Source organism: Curtobacterium sp. VKM Ac-1395 (assembly GCF_015350975.1).
In the GTDB taxonomy this organism is placed as follows: Bacteria; Actinomycetota; Actinomycetes; order Actinomycetales; family Microbacteriaceae; genus Curtobacterium.
Map to the genome: position 1 here is coordinate 22404 of NZ_JADKRX010000013.1, position 14586 is coordinate 36989.

Genomic DNA, 14586 nt, shown 5'->3' on the forward strand with positions numbered 1-14586 from the left:
GACGCGTCTCGATCACTCCCATGACGGGCGGTGACGGCGCATGATGACCATGCACGTGCTCTCCGCCGGCGACGGGTACACGTACTACACGTCGGAGGTCGCCACCGGCGATGCCCGCCGCGACCACGACCGTGAGCTCGGCGATTACTACACCGCCGACGGCAACCCTCCCGGCCGGTGGATGGGCGGCGGTGCGGCCCTCCTCGGCGTCTCCGGAACGGTCACTGAGGACCAGATGAAGGCCCTCTTCGGTGAAGGGCTGCACCCTGACGCGGACCGCATCATCGCCGATGCTCTCGCGTCCGGGATGACCGGCAAGCAGGCGCAGGAGGCCGCGAAACTGGGTCGGTCCTACTACGTGTATAAGGCCGACGAGAACACGTTGCAGGGGCGCATCCAGGCCGGCTACCAGGCGTTCCAGCGGGTGCAGGGCCACAAGCCCAACACCGAGGAGCGACGCCTGATTCGGTCCCGCGAGGGTGCCCAGGCGTTCCGTGACGCGAAGGGCCGCGAGCCCGCTGACAAGGAAGAGCTCGGCCGTTACATCACCGCAGCGACCCGTCCGGACCAGCAGGCCGTGGCCGGGTTCGACCTGGTGTGCTCACCTGCAAAGAGCGTGTCCGTGCTCTGGGCGCTCGGCGACGACGACACCCGCACGGCGATCGAGGAGGCGCAGGACCGCGCCGTCGCGAGCACCATCTCCTACCTCGAGCGGGAGGCGCTTGCGACCCGTGCTGGCACGAACGGTGTCGAGCAGATCGAGGTCGAGGGTGGCGTCGCGGTAACCGCGTTTCGGCACTTCGAGTCCCGGAACGGTGACCCGCAGCTGCACGACCACCTCGTGGTCGCGAATAAGGTTCAGGGCTCCGACGGCAAGTGGCGCACCATCGACTCCAAGCTGCTGCACCGCATGAACGTGCCCATCTCGGAGTTCTACAACGCCGCCATCATGTCCGAGGTCACGAAGGCACTCGACGTCACCACCGACGCGCGCACGGTGTCTGCCGGCAAGCGCTCCGTGATGGAGATCGCCGGCGTCGACACCGACCTGATCGACACGTTCTCCTCGCGGTCGGCGTCGATCCGCGTCGAGGTTGAACGCCTCACCGCGGAGTACCAGCGGGACCACGGCCGCGCCCCCGACGCCAAGGCGCAGATCAAGATCGCTCAGCAGGCGACGTTGGAGACCCGCCCGCAGAAGGAGCACGGACGCTCACCGCAAGCCACCCACGACGAAGCCGTCGCTCGCGTCGGACAGGACCGCGCCGACCAGGTGCTGCCGAACGCCCGCCGCATCGCTGAGGTCCGGGCCCGCGACGGGTTCGGCACGCCGACGGTCGACGTCGCCGAGCGCGCCGCCCTCGTCCTCACCGCCGTCGAGGAGCGGTACTCAGTGTGGGGGGCCGGCGTCATCGAGGCCGAAGCCCGCCGGCAGCTCGCCGCCATCATCCCGGACCAGGACGTCGCCGAGCCCCTCGTGCAGCAGGTCGCGAAGACTGCCCTGCACTCCTCGATCTCGCTCACCCCGCCGTCCCCGCACGGTGCGTTTAAGCCGCTGACGCGCTCGAACGGTGAGTCGGTCTTCGAGCACAAGGGCAAGACCGTCTACACCTCCGGTGCGATCCTCGCGGCCGAGGACCGTCTCCTCGGTGCGGCCCGAGCACGGACGATGGCGCCCGTGGCGGTCGACGTGTTCGAGCGCGTCGCGGCCGCCTACGCCGGCCCGCTCGATCAGGGGCAGCGGGACCTCGCGAAAGCGTTCGCAACGTCCGACCGGGAGCTCGTCATGGGTATCGGGCCCGCCGGCGCCGGCAAGACCACCGCCCTCAAGCTCGCGGGCGCCGCACTCACCGCGGGCGGCGTTCGAATGATCGGCCTCGCCCCGTCCGCCCCGGCAGCGTCAGTCCTGTCCGAAGCCGTCGGGATCGACGCGACCACCATCCACGCCTTCATCGTCGCCCACCAGCAGAACGAAGTCGCTGGGTCTGATGTGCCGGCGAAGTACGCCCTCAAGCCGGGCGACGTGATCGTGGTCGACGAAGCCGGCATGGCCGGCACGTTCCGCCTCGACGACGTCCGCGCGATCGCCTCCGAATACGGCGCCGTGGTCCGCGGCATCGGCGACGACCGCCAACTCTCCGCCGTCGAGGCCGGCGGCGTACTGCGCCTCATCGACCGCGAGGTCGGCTCCGTGCAGCTCGAGCACGTGCACCGGTTCCGCGACGCCGACGAAGCCGAAGCGTCCCTCAGGCTCCGCGACCCCATGCGCCCCGGCGACCCGTTCTCCTGGTACCAGGACAACGGCCGCGTCGTCGGCGGCGACAGCGAGCGGATGACCGCCGCCGTGTTCGAGGGCTGGCAACACGACACCAACGACGGCGTGCGATCCCTGATGCTCGCCCCGACCGCAACGGCCGTCGCGGACCTCAACGCCCGCGCACAGGCGTACCGAATCTCCACCGGCGACCTCGACACCTCCCGGTCGGTGCCCTTGCGCGACGGACTCGCCGCGCACGTCGGCGACACCATCGTCACCCGCCACAACGACTCGGACCTCCGCATCCAGGGCGGCCGCGACCGGGTCAAAAACGGCGACCTGTGGACCGTCACCGGGATCCGCGACGACGGCGCCCTCGACGTAGCCCACGCCGAGCACGGCGCCGTAATCCAGCTCCCCGCCGGGTACGTCGCGCAGCACGTCGAGGTCGGCTACGCCCGCACCATCAGCCGCTCCCAAGGCCTCACCACCGACAACACCCACGTCCTCGGCGACGCCACCATGAGCCGCGAGGACACCTACACGGCCCTGTCCCGCGGCAAGGAGAGCAACCGCCTCTACATCGCCCTCGACGACGCCGCGACCGTCCCCGACGCCCTCGAGCAGATCGCAGCCCGCTCGGAGCGAATGCTGTCCGCCCACGAGACGATCCGCCTCGAGCAGGACCGCGTCGAGGACCTCGTCACGCTCATCGACCAGCACGCCGACGTCGCCACCTGCGCGGACGAGCTCCGCGCTGGCGCGATCGTGGAACGCGCCCTCGGCGCAGACATTGCAACGTCGCTCGAGGGGCAGGAATCGTGGGGTGCCCTCGCGGCCTCGCTCCGGCACGCGGAGGACTACGGCCACGACCCCATCGCCACGCTGCAGGACGCCTACAAGCAGCGTGAGCTCGGCACCGCTGACGACGTCCCCGCGGTGCTGCACTGGCGCATCGAACAGGCCCTCGAGGGGATCGGCCAACCGACCGTCCTCCTCGTCGACCGGGAGCCCGTCGACGGCGTCCCGGCGTGGATCGCAGACGGCAGCCGACACCAGGACGAACTCCTCCCCGCCGAGTGGCGCGACCACCTCGCGGAACGGCACCACTACATCGGCGTCCGCCTCCGAGAGCGGGGCGCAGACCTCGCCCTCGAGCAGCCGACATGGACGCAGGACCTCGGACGGCTCCCGTCCGAGCCGTGGCGGATGTTCAACTGGCACCGCACCGCGGCCGAGGTCGACGTCCTCCGCACGAAGTACCGCATCGACCCCTCCGAGCCGCAGGCGATCCCGGACAAGCTCCGCGGGAACCTCGTCGCGGGCCGACTGCAGGAACGCGTGACCGCGCTCCACAAGGCGGCCTCCCTATCGACCGCACCCGAGGTGACCGAGTCCACCCGCGAGCACTACGCCGCCCACGCAGCCGAGCAGTCGGCCGCGGCACGGACCGCCCTCGTCTCGGCCGCCCAGGCCGTGCAGCAGGCGACGTCTGCGGCGGTGGCCACGGCCACCGACGTCGTCACCGTGACCACCACCGAGGCCGCACCCGCGACCACGGCCGACACCGAGACCACTCCCGTGGCTGCGGCGTCGTCCCCCACCGCACCGGAAGGGACCATCATGAGCGATCCCCTCGACGAGACACTCGAGCACGTTGGCCGCCAGGCAGGCCGGGCAGGGCAGACCATCACCTCGGAGATTGCCCGACAGGCACAGCGCGCCGCGGACGAACGTCGCCGACAGCTGCAGGAGACCCAGCGGAAGGCCGAACGCGAGCGCGACTTCGCCGCCGGCGGGGCGCAGCGCAAGGCTGAGCGGCAGCGCGAGCAGGCCGAACGGGATGGGCAGCGAGAGGTGGCGCGCGAGCAGGAGCGGAACGACCGTCTGGCGTCCCGGTACCCGAACCCCGAGCAGCGCGACGGCGACGCAGCCGCGCTTGCCGAGGGTGCCGTGCTCGGCGCCGCGACGGCCGCGGCCGTCGAGAGCCAGACCGAAACCGACGCCGCCGCAATCACGTCCGACGGCCGCGACGAGACGGCGGCCGAGACGGCGTCGATCACCGGCGAGGGGCAGACCGACGCCGACGCGATCGCCGCGACCGGGAACGCCGGCGATGCGCAGTACGACGAGTTCGAGCTCCGCGACCGCAAGATGCTCCGCCAGGCCGGTATCGACCCGGACGAGGTGTCGACGTCCACCGGCACCGACAGCTCTCTCACGCCGGAGCCGTCACCGGCGCCGGACCTGTCCCGCGGCAACGACGGCGTCGAGCGGTAGTCGGCAGAACGTGAGGACAGCGTTGGGCTGATGCCCACTCCGCTGCCGTCAGGTGGTTCGTTGGATGCGGAACTCTGTCGGATCCGCCTGACCCCGTGCAAGTCGGTCGTTCTCCGTCATGATGACAGCCATCCCAAGCACGTCCTCGAATGGCGAGCGGCGTGGGGCAAGTAGGAGCACTCGCCGGTCCTCTCGCCGACCATCCGCGAGATCGTGGACGAGGACTACGACACCATGACCGCGGAGCAGATACGCGACACCATCGAGCGCCCGACACCGAGCGGCTGCCGCGCGCGACGCAAAGACCCTCACCAGCTCCCTCTCGGGAGCCTGACGGAGGCGTTCGTTATTCGTCGTCCGTCAATGGTCACCCTCTGGCACAGGCAAACCCTCCGTGTGCTCCAAGCCACCGGTCGCCAAGGCGCTCTCCTGCGCCGAGCCGGTGTATCCGCAGGCCACGCAGGCGACCACGGACGCGGCTCGATCCGAACCCCAGACGCCTGCTGGTAGCAGTGTGACCGAATGCCCGCAGGACGGGCAGGAGGTGGTCCTACGCATCTCGCGGCGAGGTTCTGGGTGATGCAGGTCTCTGGTCTGATCCAACGTTCCGCTGGCGATCGTCTCCGCCGGGGTCTCCCCATGCTGCGAGACGTAGGCATCGGTGAAACGCTGTAGGTGAACAAAACCCCACGCCTGCGCCGTGTTGATGGTGTCGCCGTCGTGAAGGCGAAGCGCCTGGTGAACGGCGTCTAGGCGATGATGCAGAACGAACTGGCGCGGCGAGAACCCGGTCTGCGCGCGGAGGGCGCTTCGGAGTTCGCTCTCGCTCACGTGTGCCGCTTCCGCAAGTGCTGCTGCGTCGATGATACCGGTCGCGTCAGCGTCGATACGCTGCCGGACAGCTGTCAGGAGCTCATCGTTGGACCGTGCTGTGAGATCCATCGAGGACCTTCCGGGAGCGAAGGCTCCATTGGTCGTGCTCAGGGCGACTCGGGCAAACGTCGGCGGCGCTACGGCCACCGCCTGGCCGAGCGCACTTCCGGCCTGACTATAGGTCGGATCAGATGGTTCCAGAAGCCCCGCGGAGTCGAGAGCCGATCGCGAGGGTGGAAGCGATCCGTGCCGTGAGCTCGTCGATGAACACTGGGTACGTCTCTTCGAGTACGTCGTCCGAGGCTTGCGTCGCCATCACGGGGATCCCTGTGCCGAGGACGACGCCCGCCGTCGCAGCGCAGCCGTTGTCATCGATGGTCGGAACATCGACGACGTCGCTCGAGCGCACTTGGCCGAGCACTGCGGAGTAGTGCAGCACGGCGTCGGCAACGTCATCTGAGACAAGGACCGTCCACGATCCGTAGGCGAGGTTCTTCATGGTGATCCTCCGTCCGGGCTAACGGGACGCGATCGATCCCTGCTGACTCACTGTAGGAAGGACGCTGATCCGTGCTCTCGCAGGTTGCATCATGTGGACAACGACCCTCAAGCTGACCAAGACGATAATATCGAGTATGTGACAGCTTAGTCGAAGGCTGCATAGCTCCGACTGACGCCCCTCCTCTCGGAGAAGCCTCCTGGGATTTGGCGGCGGGAGCTCGAGGTCTGCGACACCGCGGAGCTCGTCGAGGGAGTCTTCCTCGAACTAGAGGGCAGTCTGGTGCGTCGGCCTCCGAATAGAATAAAGTGAATAACGATCTGGAGGTCAAGATGGCTGACACTGCCCCGAGCCCGTTCACTCCGGGCTATGGCAAGAAGCCTGCCATCTTTGGCGGGCACGGGGCTGAGTTCACCGAGCTCCGAGCCGTGTTCGACACGCTCGACTTCGGCGAAAATCATTCCGTGTTGGTTTCCGGGCTCCGCGGCGCCGGCAAGACCTCCTTCATCACCACCCTGCAAGACGACGCCCGTGACGCCGGATGGCTGGTCATCAGCGACGACGCCAGCGCGGGACTGATGGGACGAGTGATGGACTCCACCATCCCTGCGCTCATCAACGCCATGACCCGCGAAAGCCGAGCGCGACTGACGTCGTTCGGGATCTGGGAGTTCAACGCCGAGATCGAGTACGTCAACCGACACCGCACCGTCAAACCGCAACTCCGCTCGGACCTCGTGGCTCTGTCCTCCGCGCTCGGCGCGAGCGGGGGCATCCTCATCACCATCGACGAGGTCTCCTCCGGCAAGGTCCGCCTCCGTGAGCTCAGCCGATTCGCCCTGCAGATCTCCCATGCGCTCGAAGACGGCGCGCAGATCATGGTCGTCTTCGCCGGGGTCAAGGTCAGCTTGGACGCCCTCCTCGCGGAGGAGCACACCACCTTCCTCCGGCGCTCTCGCGAAGTCGAGTTCGAGCGCCTGTCGGCGGGGGAGACCCGTCGCGTGTTCATCGAAACCGCCGCCATCGGTGGCCGCCGTATCGACGAAGACGCACTCACCAGGCTCGTCTCCCTCTCCCAGGGGTACCCGTACCTGGTGCAGCTGGCCGGCGACTACGCATGGCGCAACAACCCCAACGCGCCCACCATCACCCTCGCCGACGCCACCATCGCGCACGACAAGGCGATCAAGGCGGTGGAGAGCCGAGTCATCAGCCGCGTCTACGGTGACCTCTCCGACGTCGACCAGAAGTTCCTCAACGCGATGGCCGAGGACGATGACCGCACCAAGGTTGCGGACATCGTCAAGCGCATGGATGTCTCAGACGCATACGTCCAGGTGTACAAGAAGCGCCTCATTGACAGCGGATACGTCCACGCCGCCGGACACGGGTACGTCCAGTTTTCCTTGCCGTACCTCGGTGCCTACATCCGCCGCCAGCTCGCCGCCGAAGCCCGGGATGGCGGCGGCACCGGCGGCTGGGACGCGTACCCAGCTCCGGAACTCCCCTCATGAGCTGACCGACTCGACCGGAGTCTTTCCTATCCTCGCGGGAAGTGCCGATAGACCCACCTGTGAAACGCGAGCACCGCTCCAGCCCTGCGTGGGACGGAGGCCGATAATGTACCTTATGTCACTTTGAGAGCCGCGGCTTCGGAGGGATGCCCCAGTCCGTCCCCTCTGTCCGACCAGGGCGGCCCGCGAGGGCCGCTCGAGCATGTAGCGCTTAGCGCCCCTTCACCGGGCAAGTTTGCGGGACAGCCTTGCGGGATTCCCCAGGTCAGGCGGCATATGGCCAAGTTTTCGTGGTTGACACGCCGCTCTCTGTGCCGTTGACCGACCGGCTATTGGACACGTCTTTCCATAGGATCATGACATGTACTCAACTGGCCCGAGCCCGTTCTGGGTCATCGTCGCGCTCGTCTTAGCCGTCCCGAATATTTGGGCGACGATCATCGTCATCAGAGCAGGTACCCGCTACCTTGACCGGACCCAGCCGCCGCGTCGCCCGAGGCCGCCCCGGGAACCTCTCTTCCAGAAGAACGACGAACCAAAAGCTTGATCGGGTCAGTCGAACTGGGAGGGGCACTTGATCGAGCTGACAGGCGGCACTGGTCGGCCAGCTGTTGTCAGCGGTATCGCCACGCTCACCACACGTGGCTTGCGGAACTTATCTCAGTCCCTTAGCTTGACCGCTCAAGGATCGGCTACCGGGCGGCGTTGGCCATGTTGCACGCCAGCACTACAGTCTTGATGCCCACCGCTTCTTCCGCGCACTGATTGATCGGCAGGCCGTGCCAGCTAGCGGAGTGCGCGCCAGCGAGGTCGTGCGCGACGGAAACGTTCGGCCGCTAGTACTTATCCCGGACCGCAGTCACCAATCAAGGCATCGTCCGCGGTGATCCGCCCATGCGACAGAGCGTAGCGCCCAGTTATTACGGCATGACCTCAGTCCTACTCGAGGAGGCCCTTTCTGGCGAGCATGCTCTCAGGGTTTGATGCCCACGAGATGAACGTCGCTTGCGCCGTGATGGACGGCAGTAGGGCTTCACGCAACTCGGAGTCTTCAACCCGCTTCGTCATCTCGCGAGCCTGCAGGAGGCTCCGCTGCGCTTCATTCAACGAGTCGATGCGATCCTTTGAGCTCATCGCCGCACGCTAGCAGGGGCCACCACCCGATAGCCGCCAACCCGAAAATGGACCGGAGTCGCGCCCCGTCGTTCAGCGGTCGGAGCTGGTGGAGATACTGGAAGCGTCGTCGACGTCTTCGTGGTGCCGCTCGACGTAGCCGGCCATCCCCGGCACTGTGAACGCGAGTTGTCCGTGTTCTGGTGCGTATACGAGGCCCTTGCTGATGAGGGCGGCTCGGTATGGGCCGATGCTGCTGGGTTGGATCTCCATGCGCTGCGCCACAGCCGCAGTGGATGATGGGCCCTCGCCGTCGGCGGCCATCGCACGCAGCATGCGCCGCTCAGAGCGAGTCGCACGCTGCCACCGCGACCGGAAGAATTCGCCATCCAGCTGCTCAGTGCCGTGTTGCACCGTTGCGACCGCGTCGCAGGATTCGATGAACGCCTCAGCTGAAAGGTTCCATGCTGCCTGCCCGTACTCCTGATGAAGTAGGGGTAGCCGTCGGCGGCATCCAGCAGCACGTCGAGCGCTTTGGGAGCGAACTTGGCGCCCAGCCGCTCGGCTGGCTTCCGGAGGGCGCGCGCTGCTTCCGCGTGGCTGAACTTCCCGATTTCCCGATAATTGAACAGGCGCTCGGCGTACGACCGTGTCTCCGTGAGTACTCGGGGAAGGTTGGGGAGCCCGGCGGCGATGATGTAGAACGGCCAGTCCTGCTGGTTTGCGAGGTGCTGCGCCGCGATCAATGCGCCCATCGTCTCGGAATCGAGGTCTTGCATCTCGTCGATGGACACTCCGAACGCCCGCCGGCGCTCCCCCAGCGCGAGCGAGACGTCCTCCACGAGCTCGAGCAGGTCCACTTCAGGATCCCCCGAGTCCGCACGCCCCTGGTTGAGTTCAACCCCGAGTTCAATACCGGTCGCACCGACCTTCGCGTTGAACGACGAAATTGTGCCCAAGGCCTCCCTCATCCTCGATGACAGCCTGGTGCGCGCGACCTTCCGGGCGGATACGACCAGCCCCCGGGCCAGAGCGCGCCTCACCGCCAGTACCCCTGTCTCATCTCGGTGCGCTTCGATCCGGACCGTCAACCACTCGAACGATTCCGCCATCCGGTGCATCTCGTTTAGCAGCACTGTTTTCCCGACTCCACGGAGTCCAGTCAGCACCACACCACGATCACCACGACCGTTCGCTACCCGGGCACGCAAGGTGTCGAACGCCTCGAGCTCACCGGTCCGGCCAACCAGCTCGGGCGGGCGCCGTCCTGATCCAGGACTGTAGGGGTTCTGATCTGGCCGCATGTACCGACCGATAGTCCACGATTACCGAAACCTAATCGGTGGCAATCGATGTCTATCGACGGGTCTATGACGCAGATCGCCCGTCAGCCCAGCTCCTTCACTTCGAAGCTGAAGCAGATTCCGTATTCGTTGCGGCGTGCTAAGCGACTGGGATGTCCCAGTAGGTGGGTTGTTCGTACTGTTCCGACCAGCCGCGCCGCATCCGTGTCGCTGCCCGGTCGAACGCGTCGACGACGTCGGTGTCGCTGGTCAGGAGTGATTGCAGTCGGAGTCCGTCGTAGAGGGCGAGAAGCTGCTGGGCAGCCCGCATCGGGTCCATCGTGGACGGCTCCCTCCCCGTTCGTACGTCCTCGGTGAGTGCAGCGCGGACCACTTCCCGGAACTGCAGGTAGGCCGACCGGTAGTAGTCCGATCCGTCCGCGGACGGATCGGTCGACACGCCAAGCGTTGAGGCGATCAGCCGCATCAGCGCGGGTTCCTCCCGGTGCGCCGCCAGCAGGGCATGAAGATAGGCGACGGTTCCTTTCTCCGCCGCTAGGGGCAGCAGTGGTGCCGACACAGCCCGCGTCCAGCGCATCACGGTCGCCGCGAGCAGTGCGTGTGTGGACGGGAAGAGCTCACTGATTTGGTCGACGCTCATTCCGCTGCGATCCACGACAGCCTCGATCGAGAAGCGTGAGACTCCATCGTCGTGAATCGCGGCGATCGCACCGTTGATGACCCGCGTCTTCGGGGCTTCCTCATCGATGACTTGCTGGTTTGTCAGTGGTGCCAGCGGGTGCTTCCGGAACCAATCCAGCAGTCCTCGTGCTCGAGACGCACCGAACGAGGGGTCGGAGGGACGAGCGACGTCGAACAAGTCGCTGAAACCAGGGACATCGCGCATGAGGGGGTCGAGGGACTGAAACGCCATCGACCAGTCCGGGAACGACCGCCGCTGGATGGGTTCGTCGAGCAGGAGGCGCACGTTTGTGTGCCGTGGGTCGGCGCGGACCTGTTCGAACCGGCTGCGGACGATGTCGTCGTCGCCTTCGAGAACGCCGATGCAGTTGTCTTCTTTGTGGGCGAGCAGTCCGGTGACGCCCAGTCGGGTGTTCTTCTCGCGACCGACGGCGAGGATCTGGGCCAGTTCTGAGTCCGTGATCGGACGTGTCTGCGTGCTGGTGTAGACGAGCGATCGCATACTGCCTTCTCCCTGTTCGTAGTCCACCCTGGCTTCAACAGAGTCAAGACGCATGTTCACACACGCCACAACCCCACCTTCGGGTGTTCCCATCCTCGAGCTCGAAGGGCGGACGAGTGCGGCCCTGTGGTACATAGGGCGGTCAGACTGCTGTTCACGCGGGCGCGGGTCAGGTTCCCTGAGTCCGTCGCCTCGCAGCCTTCGAAACGCTGACGTTCTATGCCGAGGTACCACGGTAGATATCGAGCGCTGCGAGGCGAAACGTGTTGCACGATCTGGATCAACCGGCGACACTTCGAGCAGCCGGTTGGTTACCGGTCAGAGCGGCCCCCTTCCTGATCGGTGGGAGATTCCGCTCGGAGAGGTGTGACGCATCGCGTCGCACCTCTCCTTACGATGCAGCCCCCCGCGATGCGCGGTTTGCACGCGATACGAGGGCTTCCGAAGTTCCGCGCCGACCATGCAGTCGCCAACAGGCGAATCAGACACCACGTGGCAGGTAATACCCAAGCACCGTTCTGCGCTCCGTGGCGACCGGGTCGCACGGTTCAGGGCAGTATCGGGGCCAGCTGTAGGAGGTCGGCATCAACACATCACGGTACGAGCGAGAGCCGTCAGTTGCGCCGGCAACGATCGAGACGATGGCGGGACTCCGTCGCCGGTTCCGCCGGGGCGATCAAGCACCGGCGTCGGCGGAAAGTCGTATGCCCGATCTGTTCGAGATGCTGTCCGAAGCCAACGTGTTCCCGTCTCGAGACTCGTCAGCGTTGCTTCGCGAGAACCGGTCAGGGATGCGTGGTCCGAACCTAGACGAGGGAGCGGACGGGGTCTGAGCTTTGACCCCGGCCGCTCTAGGCAAGCCCTGTCGGACCGCCCTGACGAGGTCAGGAGCTTGCTCGAACCGGCCTCATCGCGAGGCTAGAGCACGCCGTGTCTTCGGCGCTAGAAGCGAATCAGCGACGGATGGCTAATTGAGAACCGAGGCGGTTCTCAGTTGAGATCGGCGCGGTGAACGGCCCGGTAGACGGTCGTGGGTGCGCGGTGCCAAGCAGCTCGGCGAGGTCGCTGGTGGTGTGGGTGCCGGCACGGGGCAGCTCGACCAGGTGCTTCTCTTGCGCCTTGTTGAGCCTGGGCTTGCCGCCGCGGAGCTGCCGGCTGCCTTCGCGGTCGCCATGCCCTCACGGATACGAGCCCGGATCAGGTCGACCTCGAACCGGTCTCGAGCGTGAAGCCGTCGACCTGCGTCCTGTCGACTGCAAGCAGCCAGCCGACGCGCTGATCCAAGTCCGGTCTAGGTCGGTCAGCAACACCTTCATGAGCCACCGAGGGTGCCGTCGACGCCGGCTCGAGATACTCGAACTTGGATCGCATCGCCGGTGTCCGGGTGGGGGTGCTTGAGGTGCACTGTCCGCCGTAAGCCCTTCTTCGGGCGGTAGACGTCACTGCGTACGCCGTGTTGCTGTTGCAATAGCCGCAGTCGTTGCCTACGTTGATGTGCGGCTACCCCAGACCCTGGTAGCCGCATCCCACCCGCTAGCGCACCCTCAGTCGCGGCAGCCTCGACCACTCACCGTCCGTTCATTCCCGGACCGACGGGAGTCGTGAACCGTGGTCGCGCCCACCTCGAGGGTTCCGAACTATCAGGACCCCGATGAGCGCAATCGCCCGCACCCTCGACCACGTCATCCGGGCCCCAGCCCGCCTGGCCCGCACCACCGAATTTTTCTTCCGACGTGCGGATTCGATGGGAGACATCTATCCCGACGATAATCGACATGGCACGGTCCCCGGCTCTGACGTGGACCGGGTGTTGTTCCTCGGCGAGGCCGGTCAGATGAGCCTGGGAGTCCGCACGCATCAGCTGTCGATGGCGGCGTACTTCGCCCGACACCACCACGCTGCGTCCGGGCGAGGCGTCGAGTGGAGCATCGAGCCGTTCCCGAACGCGCGACTCGCCGACGCTCCCTCCGTCCTCGCGGCGAGTGAGGACGCGATTCGCAGGGCTGACATTGTGGTCGTGGTCGTGGGGATCACGGACGCGCTGCGCGTTGTGCGTCCAGCAATCTGGGAGGAAGGAATCCGGGACACCCTCAGTACACTCACCACGATGCTGGCTGCCGACGCGCGGATCCTGCTCGCTCACATCCCGCCGCTCGATAACGCAGGCAGTCTTTCCCGGCCGGCACGGGTTGCCGCGGGTCGTCATGGGAGCGCGTTGAACCGGCGCACCGACATCGCGGCTGAAGACCACTCTCAGGCCGTCTGCGTCTCGTTCCCCGAGGAACTGACCCGCGCACTGTGGCGTCCAGAGTCAGACCAGAAGCGCTACAGCAACACATACGACATCTGGGCCGCGCACATGGCCCGAAACCTGCCCGACCCGAACTGACAGGGACCTAAAAGGAGGCAGCCGATGCCGAACCGGCGGAGGCGACTGTCCGACAGCCGATCCGTCGCTGGACCAGCGAGCTCGTCATGGAATGCCTGCGCGGATCACGGCAATGCGAACCAGGGGACCTCCCGGATCCCGTCGCCCGGTCCGTCTGCTGGGGGTGTTTCTCGATGGCACTCGGACCCGTGTGCCGAATCTTGGGACACGCTTGAGCGCTTCATTGGGAGTCTGTAGATGGGGTGTGGTTCGGTGGTTTCACCGTTGCCGGCCCCTGTGGGTGCCGGATGGCGACGTAGTGCCGAACCTCGCGACACAGCACAGTGAGGTAGCAGGTCGTCATTGCACCGTTCCCTTGGTTTGGCGGCAGAACGTGACGGGGACCTGAAGTCGGCCGAGGGTTCAGCGTCCTACCTTCGTGCCGGGAAGCAATACTGCGGAGCACGAACGTAGGAATTTGGACCGGCCGGGCGTGCGTTCGGGTCACAGCCCGACCGGTGGTTCGGGGTGACTTCGCGAGGAAGCGCCGAGTACTGCTCGTGCAAGATCGTCCCTCGCTCGTCATCGGACATCGCAGTGTGGATGTTCCGGCGGCCAGGGGCTGGGGCAGCGTGGGCGCAACAATAGGGCCGTCTCCCTTCGACCACAACCCCCTGACCCGGACCGTCCTCATAGCGCGACGCGGATAGTCAATCGGTGTAACGTCCCGTCCGAGCGGCTTGCCCAGACCTCTGCACTGCTCTCCGAACCGGAGGTCTGCCATGAACGTTCAATGTCCGCAGAACAGCTACGATCGGCGCCGCCAGCCGTGGTCTTATTCATGACCGGCGGTGGCTTCGTCGCTGCGATCGCGTCGTTGCAACGCGCGGGGATCGGTGACGATCTGTGCGGTCCGTTCCTTTCGGCGCTTCCCGTCACCGGTGTCGCGATCTCCACACTCGGTGATCCCTTCGGTTCCGAGACTGTGTGTGCGAGCGACGCGGCAGCAGCGGAACTGGATGAGATCCAGCTGGACCTCGGTGAAGGCCCGTGCTGGGAAGCGATGCTGACCGGCGTTCCGGTTCTGGAGCCAAACGTGCAGACCGCAACATCGCCGAACTGGCCGATGGCATCGCGTGCGCTGCGTGAAACAGGGCTCGGCGCAGTGTTCGCGTTCCCGATGCGCGTCGGCACC

Annotated in this window: 9 protein-coding genes; 4 read left to right on the plus strand and 5 right to left on the minus strand. The window is 66.3% G+C overall.

Annotation, left to right across the window (positions count from 1 at the left end; genetic code table 11):
* The first annotated feature begins 40 nt into the window (after positions 1-40).
* Positions 41-4537, plus strand: coding sequence for a MobF family relaxase (mobF, locus tag ITJ68_RS18770; RefSeq protein ID WP_194663651.1), 4497 nt, complete (start codon positions 41-43; stop codon positions 4535-4537).
* Positions 4538-4897: 360 nt separating this feature from the next.
* On the opposite strand, the gene ITJ68_RS18775 is transcribed toward mobF, so the two are convergent.
* Positions 4898-5479 (minus strand): helix-turn-helix domain-containing protein, encoded by a 582-nt coding sequence (locus ITJ68_RS18775; RefSeq protein WP_194663654.1) that lies wholly within the window; start codon positions 5477-5479, stop codon positions 4898-4900.
* A gap of 118 nt (positions 5480-5597) precedes the next feature.
* Entirely contained in the window at positions 5598-5909 is a 312-nt protein-coding gene (locus ITJ68_RS18780) for a hypothetical protein (RefSeq protein ID WP_194663657.1), read from the minus strand.
* A 308-nt stretch (positions 5910-6217) separates the two neighbouring features.
* Here ITJ68_RS18780 and ITJ68_RS18785 point away from each other — a divergent pair, with 308 nt between their 5' ends.
* Positions 6218-7423 carry an ATP-binding protein gene (locus ITJ68_RS18785; protein WP_194663659.1) on the plus strand — a complete coding sequence of 402 codons (1206 nt, stop codon included), beginning with the start codon at positions 6218-6220 and terminating at the stop codon, positions 7421-7423.
* Between the two features lie 939 nt (positions 7424-8362).
* On the opposite strand, the gene ITJ68_RS18790 is transcribed toward ITJ68_RS18785, so the two are convergent.
* From ITJ68_RS18790 to ITJ68_RS18800, 3 genes are all read right to left on the minus strand, one after another.
* On the minus strand, positions 8363-8557 hold the full coding sequence (locus ITJ68_RS18790) for a hypothetical protein (RefSeq protein ID WP_194663661.1): 195 nt from the start codon (positions 8555-8557) through the stop codon (positions 8363-8365).
* Positions 8554-9840, minus strand: a complete 1287-nt coding sequence (locus tag ITJ68_RS18795; protein WP_228506130.1) for an ATP-binding protein — start codon at positions 9838-9840, stop codon at positions 8554-8556. The genes ITJ68_RS18790 and ITJ68_RS18795 overlap by 4 nt, the downstream gene beginning before the upstream one ends.
* Before the next feature lie 139 nt (positions 9841-9979).
* On the minus strand, positions 9980-11050 hold the full coding sequence (locus ITJ68_RS18800; protein ID WP_194663663.1) for a BLUF domain-containing protein: 1071 nt from the start codon (positions 11048-11050) through the stop codon (positions 9980-9982).
* 1624 nt (positions 11051-12674) lie between these two features.
* Here ITJ68_RS18800 and ITJ68_RS18805 point away from each other — a divergent pair.
* Both ITJ68_RS18805 and ITJ68_RS18810 read left to right on the plus strand, forming a co-directional pair.
* Positions 12675-13412, plus strand: a complete 738-nt coding sequence (locus ITJ68_RS18805) for a hypothetical protein (protein ID WP_194663665.1) — start codon at positions 12675-12677, stop codon at positions 13410-13412.
* A 772-nt stretch (positions 13413-14184) separates the two neighbouring features.
* The coding region (locus ITJ68_RS18810; RefSeq protein WP_194663667.1) for a GAF domain-containing protein at positions 14185-14586 on the plus strand (402 nt) is incomplete at its 3' end.